We start from the raw sequence: 13,914 nt of genomic DNA, 5'->3' as shown, positions 1-13,914 counted from the left end.
AATTTGCGCGTGCAACCGTTTTTTTTGGGTGGGAGATACCCGGGAGGGGCCGCCCCTTCAGGGACGGGCGGAAGGGATCCGCCTCAGATGCGGAAGTCCGCTTCCATGTCGGCGTCGGTGCGCGCTTCCAACGCGCCCTTGCGGCAGGCTTGCGCGAACGCCTCGTAATCGCGTTCGACCTGGTCGGCGTAATCAAGCGAGTAGCGCGTCAAGGCATCGGCCATGCGCTCGCCGCTGCCCAGATAGCCGGCCAGCTCCGGCGCCTGGCCGCCGGCCTTGGCATGGCCGTGCGCCAGCACCCGGCCGCAGAGGCCGCCGTAGGCCTGCAGAATCGCTTCGGGCATGAGCTCGACCTGGGCCGACCATTTCATGTCGCGCAGCTGGCGGACGTAGAAATGCCGGCCATTGGGGCCCTTGGCCCAGCCCAGGAAAGGATCGCTGGCCGCCTGCATGAGGCGCTGGCCATGGACCACGCGCTGGCCTTCGTGGCGCATCCTCCGCGCCTTGAAGTAGCGCGAAACCACCGAACGCCCGGCCTCCTTGCTCTGCAGGAACATGGGCTTGCCCATGGGATCCATCATCAGGTGAACCAGGCAGCGCGTGCCCACGCTGCCCACGCCCACCACCTTGAAGGCCACGTCATGATGCGAAAAATGGCTCAACAGCTCGCGCCGGTCGGTGGCCAGCGATTGCAGATAGTCCTTGAAATACTGCCCGAGGACCGCGGCGTGGTCCTTGAACTTGAGCCAATCGTCCTGGGCCGTGAACAAGGTGTTCTTGCCCCGGACGTGAAACAGCGCCGGCGGCTCATCGCGCAGGACGCGCCGCCCATTGACGTCCATGGAAAGCTTGGGCAGCAAGGCATCGCCCGTGCGCCCGGCGGCTTTTTCCATGGCGCGCTGGATGCGGCGGCGGACGTCGCCATCGGCGGCTTCGGCCATCAGATCCTCGAAGCGGATGCGGTCGTACCAGATCTCCAGCGTGCCCATGCCGGCATAGCGCTTCATCTGGGCGCTGTAGTCGAGCACGGCTTGCCGCAGCACCGCCTCGGCGACCGGCCGCTTGTAGTTCAGGTGCCGCGCCGCCACGACCAGGCTGGCGCACAGGCGCTTGAGATCCCATTCCCAGGGGCCGATCGCGGTTTCGTCGAAATCGTTCAGGTCGAAGAGCAGCGTGCGCTCGGGCGAGGCGAAGCCCCCGAAGTTGGACAGATGCGCATCGCCGCAGATCTGCATCGTCAGCCCGCTGTGGGGCGTATGCGCGAGGTCGTGGGCCTGGATGATGGCGCTGCCGCGAAAAAAGGCCAGCGGCGAGGCCAGCATGCGCCCGAAACGCAGCGGCGCCAGACGGGGCACGCGGCCCTCGCTGCTCAGCTTGAGCAGCGCGACCGGATCGCGGTCCAGCTTGCCCAAGACCGCCTGATCGGCGCGGCCCACCTTGGCGCGCAATGCCTTGCCTTGCTCCTGCCTGCTGGACGTCGACATCGCCTCTCCCCGTATGCGCTGGCCTGGCGGGACTTGCGAGCCAAGCCTAGAGCGCGGCCGGGCGGAAGTCAACGGCGCTGGCGGCCGCCTTGCAACATCAGGTCCAGGTTTTGCACCGCGGCGCCCGAGGCGCCCTTGCCCAGGTTGTCGTACACCGCCGCCAGCAGGACCTGGCCATGCTCGGCGTTCTCGTAGACATGCAGATAGAGATGATTGCTGTCATTGGCCACGCGCGGATCCAGCCGCTCGGGCGCCGCCTCGGCCGGCACCACATGGACATAGCGGCTGCCCGCATAGTGGCGCTCCAGGCTGGCGCGCAGGGCCGCGCCGTCCACGCCGGCCGGCAGCAGCCGGCGCTGCAGGCCTATGGTCAGCACGATGCCCTGGCGATACGCGCCATAGGCCGGCGTGAACACGGGCCGCGCCGCCAGGCCGGCATAGCGCTGCATCTCGGGCGTGTGCTTGTGCGCCAGCGTCAGGCCATAGGCCGCATAGGGCAGCGCCTTATCCGCGTCCGGGCCTTCGTATTCGTCCACGCCCGCGCGGCCCATGCCCGAATATCCCGAGACGGCGTGCACCGTGACCGGATAATCGGCCTGAACCCAGCCGCCGGCCACCAGGGGAGAGAGCAGCGCGATCGCGCCGGTGGGATAACAGCCCGGATTGCTGACCCGGCTGGCCGTGGCGATGCGCCCTTCCTGGCCCGGCCGCCATTCCGCGAAACCGTATTCCCAGCCCTCGCCCAGCCGGTGCGCCGAGCTGGCGTCCAGCACGCGCACGGCGGGATTGCGGATGGCGGCCACCGCCTCGCGCGCGGCCGCATCGGGCAGGCAGAGGATGGCGATATCGCAGCTATTGATGGCCTCGGCGCGGCGGGCGCTGTCTTTGCGCTCGGCCGCCGGCAGGGTCAGGATGCGCATATCGTCGCGCCCGCGCAGGCGCTCATGGATCTGCAGGCCGGTCGTGCCTTGGTCGCCATCGATGAAAACAAGAGCTTGGGTCATGGTGCATGCCTCGGTGTCGGATGCGCTTATCTTCGGCCATGGCATAAACTAGGAAAAGTTGAATTTCATAACCATCAGATTCAGTTTTCCTGAAGGAAGACCCCATGCGCGAAATCAGCCTGGACCGCTTGCGCACCCTGGTGGCGATCGCCGATCTCGGCAGCTTCGCGCAGGCGGCGCGCGCGCTGCACCTGGCTCCTCCCACCGTCAGCCTGCATATCGCCGAGCTGGAGGCCCGCATCGGCGCGCCGCTGCTCACGCGCCAGCGCGGCCAGGTCCGGCCCACCGCCATCGGCGAAACCCTGCTCGAGCGCGCGCGCAGGCTGCTGGCCGAGGCCGACCAGGCCCTGGATGACGTGCAGCGCCAGGTGCTGGGCCTGGCGGGACGGGTGCGGCTGGGCGCCTCCACCGGCGCCATCGCCCATCTGCTGCCCCAGGCGCTGGAAGCCCTGGGACGCGACCACCCCGGCATCGATGTCCAGGTCGCCGTCCTGACCTCCCAGGAAAGCCTGGCCCGCCTGGCCCTGGGCACGCTGGACATCGCCCTGGTCGCCCTGCCGCAGGCGCCGGCGCCCGGCCTGGCCGTGCTGCCCTGGCGGCGCGATCCCGTCATGGCCTTCGTGCCTTCGGCCTGGCGGCCCCCGGCCCGCATCACGCCGCAATGGCTGGCCGAACGTCCTCTTATCCTCAACGACGCCACCACCCGGCTGTCGCGCATCACCAGCGAATGGTTTGGCGCGGCGGGCCTGCAGCCCCGGGCGCGCATCCACCTGAACTTCAACGACGCCATCAAGAGCCTGGTGGCGGCCGGCTATGGCGCGACCCTGCTGCCGCAGGAGGCCACCGCGCCGCCGCCGGATGCGCGGGTGGCCATGCGCCCCCTGCGGCCGGCCCTGTGGCGCCCGCTGGGCATCGCCCATCGCGCCGGCGCGATGGAGGCGGCCACGCGCCATGTCCTGGACGCCCTCACGTCCTTGCGGCAACGGTGAAGGCGCGGCCGCGCCATAGCAGCAGCGCGGCGGCCAGTTGCAGCGCCAGGGCCAGCAGCGGCAGCCAGGCCGGCCCGCCCGGCAGCAGCTGCACCGCGCCGAACACCAGGGGCGCGAAGGCATAGGCGGCCTGCGACATGGCGACGATGGCGGCCACCACGCGCGCCACGTCGCCGCTGGCGAAATCCTGCTGGGCGATAAGCGGCGGCAAAGAGGTGGCGTTGCCTATCCCGGCGCCGAAACACCACACGCCCAGGCACAGCAGCGGCACCGATTCGAAGCCCGAGACCGCCAGGAGGGCCGCGCCGCAGGCCTGCGCCAGATAGCTGGCGGCCGCCACCCGGCGGCGGTCGGGCAGACGCGCCAGCGCGGCCGTGCCCAGGTAGCGGCCGGCCACGGCGCAGGCGGTGGCCGACCCCATCAGCCAGCCGGCCGCCTGCGCGCCCAGGGGCTGCTGCGCCAGCTTGAACAGATGCGCCAGCAGGCCGATCTGGGCAAACAGGCCCAGGGCCATGCTCAACGCCAGCGTGATGAAGCGGCGGTCATGCCGCAACACCAAGGCGGCGGACGCCGGCTGCGGCGCCGCCTGCGCGGGCGGCGCGCCATCGACCTCCTGGCCCAGCTGCTGCGGCGTGAACGCGAATACCCGCCGCGCCAGCACCCCCACCACCAGCACCATCGCCGCGCCCACGACAAGCGCGGCCACGCGGAACCCCCACAGGCCGATCAGGGCCACCCACAAGGGCGAAAACACCACCCCGCCCAGGCTGGCGCCGTTATAGGCCTTGGACAGGGCGGCCGGACGGCCGCGCGCATACCAGCGCGCGATGATGGCGTTGACCGCGACAGCGGCCAGCGTGACCCAGCCCGCCCCGCTCAACAGCGCCGCGCCGAACAGCTGCCAGGGCTCGCGCACAAGACTCCAGGCCAGCACGCCCAGCGCCGTGAGCAGGGCGCCGGCGGCCGTGACCTGGGCCAGGCCGATGCGCGCATACAGCCGGGGCAGGCGCGCGACCACCAGCACGCCGGCCAGAAAATGCACCGTCACCGCCGCCGACACCAGTGTCAGCGGCCAGCCACGGGTGGCCACGATCTCGGCCAGGTAAATGGGCGGCCCATAAAAACCCACTCCCCAGCCGAACATCGCCAGCACGAAAGCGGCGCGCACCACGGTGCCGCCAAAGAACTTCGACGCCTGCATATCCCCTCTCCCGCGCGCCATGGCGCATGAACAGGCGCGCATTGTGGCGCGCGCCAGGCGCCGATGCTTCGACGCCGGTGGAAGCTTGCGGCCGGCGGCGCCGACGCGGCCCCCGGCGCGCGGGAACTGTGGCAAGCTAGCCGCCATGACCTCTCTGCGCGAGCGCGGGCAGCGGTGGCTGCCCGGACTGACCCTGCTGTCGGCCTACCGGCCGCAATCGCTGCGGCACGACATCCCGGCCGGACTGGTGCTGGCGGCCATGCTGGTGCCGGTAGGCATCGCCTATGCCGTGGCGGCCGGCCTGCCGGGCATCCATGGCCTGTACGCCACCATCGTGCCCCTGCTGGTCTACGCCCTGCTGGGACCCAGCCGCATCCTGGTGATCGGCCCGGATTCTTCCCTGGCCGGCGTCATCCTGTCGGTCGTGGTGCCGCTGGCCGCCGGCGACCCGCAGCGCACCGTGGCGCTGGCCGGCGCCCTGGCCCTGGTGGCCGGCATCGCGGGCATCGTCGCCGGACTGGCCCGGCTGGGTTTTCTCACCGACCTGCTGTCCACGCCCATCCGCCATGGCTACCTGAACGGCATCGCGCTCACCGTGCTGATCAGCCAGCTGCCTGCCCTGGCCGGCATCTCGCTGGGCCAGATCGACAACACGCCCGAACGCCTGGCGGCCCTGCTGCGCGCCGCGGGCAGCATCCATACGCCCAGCCTGCTGGTGGGCCTGGGCACGCTGGCCATCATCGCCTTGCTGGCGCGCTGGCCGCGCGTGCCCGCCATCCTGGTCGCCGTCATCGCGGCCCTCGCGGCCACCGCGGGCTTCGGGCTGGAGCGCCAAGGCGTGGCCGTGCTGGGCGAGCTGCCGCAAGGGCTGCCGGCCTTTGCCTGGCCGGTCATCGGCTGGAGCGACCTGGGCCCCATCATCGCCGGCGGACTGGCCGTGGCCTTTCTGGCCTCGGCCGAAACCGCCGTGCTGTCGCGCAGCTATGCCGCGCGCCTGGACATGCGGGTGGACCAGAACCAGGAAATGACCGCCCTGGGCGCGGCCAACATCATGGCCGGCCTGTTCCAGGGTTTTCCCATCAGCAGCAGCGCTTCGCGCACGCCCGTGCTGGAAGCGGCCGGCGGCCGCAGCCAGGTGGCCGTGGTGGTGGGCGCGCTGGCGGTGGCCGCCCTGCTGGTCTGGGCGCCCGGCCTGCTGCGCGACCTGCCCCAGGCCGCCCTGGCCGCCGTGGTGATCGCCGCGGTCTGCAAGCTGTTTTCCTTCCGTGAGCTGCTGCGCCTCCACCGCATGCAGCCCTGGGAATGCTGGCTTTCGGTGGGCTGTTCGCTGGGCGTGGTCATGGCCGGCCCCATCACCGGCATCGGCCTGGCCGTGGTGCTGGCCGTGATCGAATTCCTGTGGGACGGCTGGCGCCCCTATCACACCGTGCTCGGCCGTGTCGACGGCATGAAGGGCTACCACGACATCCGCCGCCATCCCAAGGCGCGGCGGATCGACGGCCTGGTGTTGTTCCGCTGGGATGCGCCGCTCTTTTTCGCCAACGCCGATGGCTTCCAGACCGCCGTGCTGCGCGCGCTGCAGGCCTCGCCCACCCCGCCGCGCTGGCTGGTGATCGCCGCCGAGCCCATCACCAGCGTGGACATCACGGCCGCCGATATGCTCGCCGGCCTGGATGAAACCCTGCGCCAGCGCCAGGTGCAGCTTTGCTTCGCCGAACTCAAGGACCCGGTCAAGGACAAGCTGCGCCGCTTCGAGCTCTACTCGCGCTTCGATGCCTATTTCTTCACCACCGTGGACGAGGCCGTGGGCGTCTATCTCGACCGCCACCAGATCGATTGGGTGGACTGGGAAGACCGCGAACCGGCCTGAGCAACTGTGGCGCGCCCGCCTCACCCGGTCGCGGATTTTCGGCGATGTTAAGGGGATGTTGGGCGCAATCTCGCCTCCTGCTTCAAATCTTTATTGCAAATCAATCCCATTTGCATATAGGATCGCATCCTTTGAAAGACTCCGCAGGAGAAAGGTCTTGCCCTCGCCCCGACTCATTCCCACCGCACTGGCCCTGGCGCTGGGCGCATCGGCCCATGCCCAGACCGCGGACGTCACCCAGCTGCCCGCCGTCTCGGTGAAGGCCGCCGCCGCCGAAGATGACCTGGAAAACCTGCGCGCGCCCGTCAACACCGGCGCCCTGGGCAGCCGCAGCCAGCTCGAAACGCCGTTTTCGACCACGGTCGTGGGCAATGCCGAGCTGCAAGAGCGCCAGATCACCAAGCTGGGCGATGTCTTCGCCCTGGACGCCTCGGTCAATGACAACGGCGCATCCTCGGGCGCCTGGGCCAGCTATCTGACCGTGCGCGGCCTGCCGCTGGACTGGCAGAACTCCTTCCGCATCGACGGCAATCCCTTCCCGACCTATGTCACGGTGCTGCCCTACGAACAGCTTGAGCAGATCGACCTGCTCAAAGGCGCCACGGGCTTTATGTACGGCTTTGGCTCGCCGGGCGGCATGATCAACTACGTGACCAAGAAGCCCACCGACGAGCCCCTGCGCAGCATCGACATCGGCGTGCTGTCCAACAGCCTCATCCATGAGCATCTGGACCTGGGCGGCCGGGGCGGCCCGGATGAGCGTTTCGGCTACCGCCTGAACGCCACCCACGAAGAGGGCGGCACCTATAACGATGGCTCGCTCTATCGCGACTCGGCCTCGCTGGCGCTGGATGCGCGCCTGAGCGACAAACTGAGCTGGGACTTCCAGACGATCTACCAGGACCGCAAGACCATAGGCCAGGACCCGACCATCAACACCTTCGGCCTGGCCGGCACCCGCCTGCCCTCGCCGCTGCGGCAGGACGACGACGCCCTGGTGGGCGAGGGCTCGTACATCAAGAACCACTTCCGCTACTACAACACCGGCCTCAAATACGAGATCAACAACGACTGGTCGGTCAGCACCAACTACAGCTACAGCACCACCGAGACGCGGCGCAACGAGGTCGTGCTGGCGCTGCAGGACAGCGCCGGCAACTACGACGACCAGCGCTCGGACTATGGCGAAGCCTATGGCTACAACCAGTGGCGCGCCATGCTGGAAGGCCGCTTCAACACCGGCGCGCTCGCGCACCAGATCGTGGTGGGCGCGTCCTGGCAGAAACAGAAGAACGACTATTCCTCGAACTATTTCTATGGCTCGGTCGGCGGCGGCAACCTCTATGCGCGCAACCGCAACGCCTATTACAGCGAAGGCAATATGTCGCTGTACCGCGCCGCCGAAATCACCCAAAAAGCCGTCTTCGCCAGCGACACCGTGGATCTGACGCATGGCTGGTCCCTGCTGGCCGGCCTGCGCCTGACCGACTACAGCCAGAAGGGCCTGGGCGCCGACGGCGCCCGGACTTCGGAGTACGACAAGAACGGCGTGCTCACGCCCACGCTGGCGCTGATGTACAACCTCACGCCGCGCACCATGGCCTATGCCAGCTATATCGAATCGCTGGAAGCCGGTTCGGTGGTGGGCAACACCTATACCAACGCGGGCGCGCTGCTCGACCCGCTCAAGAGCAAGCAGTATGAGTTCGGCCTGAAGACCGAACAGGACGACTGGGCCGCCACCGCGGCGCTATTCCGCATCGAGAAAAAAGCCGAGAACCCCGTGGTGGATCCGGACAGCGGCCGCGCGCGCCTGGAACAGAACGGGCTGTCGCGCTACCAGGGCCTGGAACTGGCCGCCTCGGCCCGGCTGGCCAAGAACTGGAACCTCGGCGGCAGCCTGATGTTCCTGGACAGCGAGTACCGCCAAGGCACCCGCTACAACGGCAACCGCGTCGCGGGCGCCCCGCGCTTCGTGGCCGCCGCCCAACTGGCCTACAGCGTGCCGCAGCTGCCGGGCCTCAAACTGCGCGCCGACCTGCGCTTTACCGGCAAGACCGAACTGCGCCAGGCCAACGACATCCAGGTCGACAGCTACACCCTGCTCAACATCGGCGCCACCTACGACACCCGCATCGCCGGCTACGAAACCACCTTCCGCGCCGGCATCAACAACCTCGCCAACAAACGCTATTGGCTCTACCAGACGCCCGAATACATCAAGCCCGGCGACCCGCGCACCTACAGCCTGAGCGCGAGCGTGAAGTTCTAACCCCCAGGTGTCAGACACCGACAAGCGTCGGCTTGGCGCGTGAGGGAGTGCCGCTCGGTGTCTGACACCTGCCGGACCCACCCGCCCGATCTACCAGCACGCCCAGGGCCACGCGCACGCCATCCTGGCTCTCGATGGACGGGACGGGCGCTGACGCGCTTGGCGTCAGCGCAGAATCGGCAAGCGGCGTGCGCATGCTTGCCGTCAGGACGGAAATGCCGGTCATGACAGCCTTTGTGAACGCGAGGCCAAAGCGGGCCTCTGACGTAGGCTTAACGGCAGGCGCGCGACGCGATTTAGGGCGGCGTCAGTTGTCGGCCCCGAAGGTCGCCGCATGCGCCTGGACCAGCACCTCGTCCAGGCGCCGGCCCGCCTGGTAGCCGTCCAGCCCGGCCGGCCGCGCCACGCCGGGCGCCAGGCGCGGACAGGGCTGGGGCTGGCCCAGCACGGTCAGCACCGGAATGGATTCGGCATAGATGGGCAAGGGATAATCCTCCTCGTCGTCCAGCACACCCTTGTCGCGCACCTTGGCCGAGGCGCGCTCGATATCCATGTAGACCACCGAGGTGGCCTTGAGCTCCTGGGGATGAGAGGCGCGCAGGCCGGCCGTGCGTCCGGGGTAGAGGCGGTTGACCATCATGGCCAGGGCGTGCTGCTTTTCCTCGCCCTCCTCGACCAGGCGCGCATGGCCAAAGGCCATGACGCTGCGATAGTCCACCGAGTGGTTGAAACCGCAGCGCGCCAGCACCAGGCGGTCCAGGTGGGCGACGGTCAGGCAGGCCGGCTCGCCTTCGGACAGATTGCGCAGCATGCGGCTGGCGCTGGAGCCATGCCAGTACAGCCGGTTGCCGTCGCGCCAGAACAGCGTCGGCGTGCAATAGGGCTGGCCGTCGATCACATATGACACGTGGCACAGGGCCGCCGTGTCCAGCAGGGCATGCACGGTGGCGTGGTCATAGGCGGCGCGGTCGTAGCGGCGCTTGGCGCGGTTGATGTCATCGACGGGATAGCTGGCGGGATGGGCGGCGGTCATGTTTTTCTCCGTGTGGGATGCGGTATTCTGCGCGCCAGGGGCTGGTTGATTCCAGATCCAGTTTTATACATATTTTGGCAAGCACGGGCAAAAAAACGGCAGCTGCCGCGCATCGAGCGCGCGCTGCCGGCATAAGATCCGGACCGACAGCGCGCAAGACCTCAGTCCACCCGGATATTGACGCTCTGGACCACCTCGGCCCATTTGGCCAGCTCGGCCTGGATGAAGCCGGCGAGTTCATCCGGGGTGCTGGAGACCGGCGTGGCGCCTTCGCGCTGGAAATGCGCTTTGAGCTTGTCCGAGCTCATGGCCTGCTTGAGGGCGGCGTTAAGCGTGGCGATGGCTTCGGGCGGCGTGCCCTTGGGCGCCAGCAGCGCGTTCCAGGTGTTGATTTCATAACCCTTGAAGCCCGGCGCTTCGGCCACCGTCGGCACATCGGGCAGCTGCGGCGAACGCTCGCGGGTGGTGACGGCCAGGGCGCGCAGCGCGCCCGCCTTGACCTGGGGCATGGCGCCAGGCAGCGTGGCGAAGCTGAACTGCGCCTCGCCCGTCATCACGGCGGTGTTGGCCAGCGAGCCGCCGCGATAAGGCACGTGCACGATGTCCAGATGCGCCTGCTGCGCGAACATGGCCCCGGCCAGGTGCACGGGCGAGCCATTGCCGCTTGATGAATAGTTCATCTCGCCCGGCTTGGACTTGGCCAGCGCCACCAGGCCGGCCACATCGGTGGCGGGCAGCTTGGGGTTGGCCACCAGCACCAGCGGGATCGCCGCCACCATGCCGACCGGCACAAAGCCGCCCACGGGATCATAGCCTAGCGACTTCTTGTACAAGGCGGGATTGATGCCGTGGCTGGACACCGTGGCCATGAAGACCGTGTAGCCGTCGGGCGCGGCCTGTTGCACCGAGGCCGCGGCAATATTGCCCGCCGCCCCCGGTTTGTTCTCGACAATGATGGACTGCTTGAGCGTCTTGCCCAGCTGTTCGGCCAGCGCGCGCGCCAGGATATCGGTGGTGCCGCCGGGGGCATAGCCGATGACGATGCGTATGGGCTGCTCGGGATAGGCGGCCTGGGCGGCCGGCAGGGCGGTTGTCAGCAGCAGGGCTGCCAGGGCTTTTTTCATGAAGGTCTCCGTCATTGTTTTTGTTGGCCGCCACGCCCGGCCCGGCGTCCCGCGATGGGCGCGCGCGCCCGCCGCGTGGCGGGCGCACGCGGTCCTGCCGGCCAGGCCGGCATCAAACAACACACTGCCAAAGGCGGAATCAGCTGCCGGTGAACACCGGCGCGCGTTTTTCGGCGAAGGCGCGCCGGCCCTCGCGGTAGTCATTGCTCTCGAAGCAGGCCAGCACCAGCTCGTTCATGGCCCGCATGTCGACCTGCGGCCCCAGCTGCTGCATCTGGCGGATCATCTTCTTGCCGGCCATGAGCGTAAGCGGCGCATTGGCGCCGATCTGGTCGAGATAGGTCCGCAGGGCCTGGTCCAGCTCGCCGGCCGGGACCACTTTGTGCACCAGCCCCAGCTGCGCGGCTTCGGCGGCCGTGTAACGCGCCGCCGTCAGGAAAATCTCCAGCGCGCGGGCCGGCCCGGCGGCGGTGACCAGATTGCGGATGGCCGTCATGCGATAGCCCAGGCCGAGCTTGCCGGCCGGGATGGCGAAACTGCTGTCTTCCGAAGCGACGCGCAGATCGCAGCACAGCGCGATGTTCAGCCCGCCGCCAATGCAATAGCCCTTGATGCGCGCGATGGTGGGCTTGTCATAGTCATAGAGGGCCAGCTGGGCGGCCTCGGCCACGCGCTCATAGGCCTGCACCGCCTCCTCGCCCGAGCGCAGCGTATCGAACTGCGAGATATTGGCGCCGCTGACAAAGGCGCGCTCGCCCGCGCCGGCCAGCACGACCACGCGGATGGCCGGATCTTCGGCCAGCGCCCGCAGGGCGATCGGGATCCCCTCCCACATCGCGAAGGACACGGCATTGTGCCGCGCCGGATCATTGAACGTGATCCACCCGGCCGCGCCCCGCTTTTCCACGATGAGGTTGTCGGTGATGCGATCCTGCAAAATGCGCTGGCTATCCATGGGCTGTCTCGTGATCAATCGCTGCGTGTGCGCAGCTGCGCCTGCCGGCGCAGCATGCCGTTGCTCAAATGCTCGCGCATCGCCGCGCGGGCGCCTTCGCTATCGCGCGCGGCGATAGCGTCGAAAATCCGGTGGTGTTCCGCTTCGACCTCGGCCATGCGCCCGGTGCCCGTGCTGCCATAGCGCAGCGTGCGCACCGCATCGCCGATGGCCCGGCCGAACAGCGACAAGAGCCGCACGAAATAGGGGTTGTTGCTGGCTTGGCAGACCGCCATGTGGAAGTCCAGCGCCCGGTCGGCCCCTTGGCGCCAGTCTTCGCGGGCGGCGTCCACCTGGGCCAGCGCGCCGCGCAGGGCTTCAAGCTGGGCGTCGCTGCGGTGCTGGGCCGCCAGGGCCGCGGCGCCGGCCTCGATCTCCACGCGCAGCTGGTAGATCTGCTCCAGCGCCTCGGCGCGCAGCAGGTCCTCGGGCAGGATCTCGAAGTTGGCCTGCCCGCCGGCGGCCACGAAGCTGCCCACCCCGCGCCGCGTCTCCACATAGCCCGACAGCTTCAGGCGCGCGATAGCCTCGCGCACCACATTGCGGCTGACCCCGAAACGCTGGGCCAGCTCGAACTCGGTGGGCAGGCGCTCTCCCGGCTCGAAAGCCTGGCTGAGTATCTTCTGGCGGATCTGCTGCGCGATCTCATCGGCCAGGTTCTCGGGCCGGTTGAGACTGCCGAACAGCGTGTCGGACGCGGACGTTGCCATGGGAATCCTGATGGAAGCAAAAGCCCCGATGGTGTCACACAGCGCCGACGGCGCGCAAACGCCCGCGCGCCGCCTCGTCCAAGCCCAGCCACAGCAGGATGTCATCGGTGTGCGCCCCCGTTTCGGGCGCCGGTGTCACCGGCCCGGGCTCGGTGTCGCCGAAGATGACGGGCTGGGCCAGGATATCGATCTCGCCGCGCTGCGGATGGCTGACCCGGCGCGTCACGTTCAGATGCCGCACCTGTTCGTTCTCGAAGGCGCCATCCATGCTCAAGATGGGACCGCAAGGCACGCCGGCCGCGTTCAGGCGTTCTATCCATTCCGCGCTGCCGCGCTGGCGCGTGCGCGCCACGATCTGCGCATTGAGCGCCGCGCGGTTCTCCACCCGCAGCCCCGCCGAGGCGAAACGCGGATCCTCGGCCAGGGCCGGCAGCTCCAGCACCTCGCACAGCCGCGTGAACATGCTCGACCCCATGGCGGCGATATTGATGTAGCCGTCGGCGGTGGGATAGACGCCGGTGGGCGAACTGGTCGGATGGTCATTGCCCGATTGGCCGGGCACTTCGCCGTCGATCAACCAGCGCGTGGCCTGGAAATCCATCATCCAGATCTGCGACTGCAGCAGCGAGGTCTGCACCCAGCGGCCCTTGCCGGTCTGCTCGCGGTCCAGCAGCGCGATCAGGATGCCGATGGCCGCGAACAGGCCGGCGCTCAGGTCGGCCACGGGGATGCCGGCCCGCATCGGGCCGCGGTCGGCCTCGCCGGTCACCGACATCAAGCCGCCCAGGCCCTGGGCGATCTGGTCCAGCCCGGGACGGTCCGCATAAGGGCCATCCTGCCCAAAGCCCGAGATGCTGGCGTAGACCAGGCCCGGATTGATGCGCGACAGCGATGCATAGTCGATGCCCAGCTTGGCCTTGACCGAGGGCCGGTAGTTCTCCACCAGCACATCGGCGCGCTTGACCAGCTCCAGGAAGACGGCCCGGCCCTCGGGATGCTTGAGATTGAGCGTCAGGCTGCGCTTGTTGCGATGCGTGTTCTGGTAATCGCTGAACTTGGCCGCCCCGCCCGGCTTGTCGTCCTTGACCTCGCTGGGCTCCTCGATCTTGATCACATCGGCGCCCCAATCGGCGAACTGCCGCACCGCCGCCGGCCCCGAGCGCACGCGCGACAGATCCAGGACCACAAAGCGCTTGAGGGGAGAAAACATCATGGGGCTGTCTCATCATCTAG

General features: G+C 68.5%; 11 protein-coding genes. 3 read left to right on the top strand and 8 right to left on the bottom strand.

All coding sequences use genetic code 11. From position 1 onward, the window contains the following. Positions 1-83: 83 nt before the first annotated feature. Both L540_RS18055 and argC read right to left on the bottom strand, forming a co-directional pair. On the bottom strand, positions 84-1,484 hold the full coding sequence (locus tag L540_RS18055) for a DUF2252 domain-containing protein (protein WP_043214875.1): 1,401 nt from the start codon (positions 1,482-1,484) through the stop codon (positions 84-86). Positions 1,485-1,552: 68 nt separating this feature from the next. Next, positions 1,553-2,488 carry an N-acetyl-gamma-glutamyl-phosphate reductase gene (gene argC, locus L540_RS18050; protein ID WP_043214877.1) on the bottom strand — a complete coding sequence of 312 codons (936 nt, stop codon included), beginning with the start codon at positions 2,486-2,488 and terminating at the stop codon, positions 1,553-1,555. A gap of 104 nt (positions 2,489-2,592) precedes the next feature. Between argC and L540_RS18045 the strand changes: the two genes are divergently transcribed. Next, positions 2,593-3,477 carry a LysR family transcriptional regulator gene (locus L540_RS18045; RefSeq protein ID WP_043214879.1) on the top strand — a complete coding sequence of 295 codons (885 nt, stop codon included), beginning with the start codon at positions 2,593-2,595 and terminating at the stop codon, positions 3,475-3,477. On the opposite strand, the gene L540_RS18040 is transcribed toward L540_RS18045, so the two are convergent. Next, positions 3,455-4,678, bottom strand: a complete 1,224-nt coding sequence (locus L540_RS18040) for an MFS transporter (protein ID WP_043214880.1) — start codon at positions 4,676-4,678, stop codon at positions 3,455-3,457. The two genes, L540_RS18045 and L540_RS18040, sit on opposite strands and share 23 nt — an antisense overlap. A 145-nt stretch (positions 4,679-4,823) precedes the next feature. Here L540_RS18040 and L540_RS18035 point away from each other — a divergent pair, with 145 nt between their 5' ends. Both L540_RS18035 and L540_RS18030 read left to right on the top strand, forming a co-directional pair. Next, positions 4,824-6,548 carry a SulP family inorganic anion transporter gene (locus L540_RS18035; RefSeq protein WP_048026604.1) on the top strand — a complete coding sequence of 575 codons (1,725 nt, stop codon included), beginning with the start codon at positions 4,824-4,826 and terminating at the stop codon, positions 6,546-6,548. A 175-nt stretch (positions 6,549-6,723) separates the two neighbouring features. Continuing rightward, positions 6,724-8,820: a TonB-dependent siderophore receptor gene (locus L540_RS18030; RefSeq protein ID WP_231584891.1), complete on the top strand. Its 2,097-nt coding sequence runs from the start codon at positions 6,724-6,726 to the stop codon at positions 8,818-8,820. Between the two features lie 307 nt (positions 8,821-9,127). Here L540_RS18030 and L540_RS18025 read toward each other — a convergent pair whose 3' ends face one another. The 5 genes from L540_RS18025 to L540_RS18005 all read right to left on the bottom strand — a co-directional run bounded on the left by L540_RS18025 (position 9,128) and on the right by L540_RS18005 (position 13,894). After that, positions 9,128-9,853: a pyridoxamine 5'-phosphate oxidase family protein gene (locus L540_RS18025; protein WP_043214882.1), complete on the bottom strand. Its 726-nt coding sequence runs from the start codon at positions 9,851-9,853 to the stop codon at positions 9,128-9,130. 161 nt (positions 9,854-10,014) lie between these two features. Further along, positions 10,015-10,977 (bottom strand): Bug family tripartite tricarboxylate transporter substrate binding protein, encoded by a 963-nt coding sequence (locus tag L540_RS18020; protein WP_231584881.1) that lies wholly within the window; start codon positions 10,975-10,977, stop codon positions 10,015-10,017. A gap of 139 nt (positions 10,978-11,116) precedes the next feature. Beyond that, complete coding sequence (locus tag L540_RS18015; RefSeq protein WP_043214885.1) at positions 11,117-11,932, bottom strand: enoyl-CoA hydratase; 816 nt, start codon at positions 11,930-11,932, stop codon at positions 11,117-11,119. Between the two features lie 14 nt (positions 11,933-11,946). Next, positions 11,947-12,681 carry a FadR/GntR family transcriptional regulator gene (locus L540_RS18010; protein WP_043214887.1) on the bottom strand — a complete coding sequence of 245 codons (735 nt, stop codon included), beginning with the start codon at positions 12,679-12,681 and terminating at the stop codon, positions 11,947-11,949. A gap of 34 nt (positions 12,682-12,715) precedes the next feature. Next, positions 12,716-13,894: a CaiB/BaiF CoA transferase family protein gene (locus tag L540_RS18005; protein WP_043214890.1), complete on the bottom strand. Its 1,179-nt coding sequence runs from the start codon at positions 13,892-13,894 to the stop codon at positions 12,716-12,718. Between the last annotated feature and the right edge of the window lie 20 nt (positions 13,895-13,914).

Source organism: Bordetella pseudohinzii, from assembly GCF_000657795.2.
GTDB lineage: Bacteria > Pseudomonadota > Gammaproteobacteria > Burkholderiales > Burkholderiaceae_B > Bordetella > Bordetella pseudohinzii.
This window is presented reverse-complemented; position numbering and strand designations above follow the sequence as displayed.

Excerpts from the sequence above, each read along its gene's own strand:
- L540_RS18025 (WP_043214882.1), bottom strand. The coding sequence starts at position 9,853 with ATGACCGCCGCCCATCCCGCCAGCTATCCCGTCGATGACATCAACCGC.
- L540_RS18020 (WP_231584881.1), bottom strand. The coding sequence starts at position 10,977 with ATGAAAAAAGCCCTGGCAGCCCTGCTGCTGACAACCGCCCTGCCGGCC.
- L540_RS18035 (WP_048026604.1), top strand. The coding sequence starts at position 4,824 with ATGACCTCTCTGCGCGAGCGCGGGCAGCGGTGGCTGCCCGGACTGACC.
- argC (WP_043214877.1), bottom strand. The coding sequence starts at position 2,488 with ATGACCCAAGCTCTTGTTTTCATCGATGGCGACCAAGGCACGACCGGC.
- L540_RS18005 (WP_043214890.1), bottom strand. The coding sequence starts at position 13,894 with ATGATGTTTTCTCCCCTCAAGCGCTTTGTGGTCCTGGATCTGTCGCGC.
- L540_RS18040 (WP_043214880.1), bottom strand. The coding sequence starts at position 4,678 with ATGCAGGCGTCGAAGTTCTTTGGCGGCACCGTGGTGCGCGCCGCTTTC.
- L540_RS18015 (WP_043214885.1), bottom strand. The coding sequence starts at position 11,932 with ATGGATAGCCAGCGCATTTTGCAGGATCGCATCACCGACAACCTCATC.
- L540_RS18055 (WP_043214875.1), bottom strand. The coding sequence starts at position 1,484 with ATGTCGACGTCCAGCAGGCAGGAGCAAGGCAAGGCATTGCGCGCCAAG.
- L540_RS18045 (WP_043214879.1), top strand. The coding sequence starts at position 2,593 with ATGCGCGAAATCAGCCTGGACCGCTTGCGCACCCTGGTGGCGATCGCC.
- L540_RS18010 (WP_043214887.1), bottom strand. The coding sequence starts at position 12,681 with ATGGCAACGTCCGCGTCCGACACGCTGTTCGGCAGTCTCAACCGGCCC.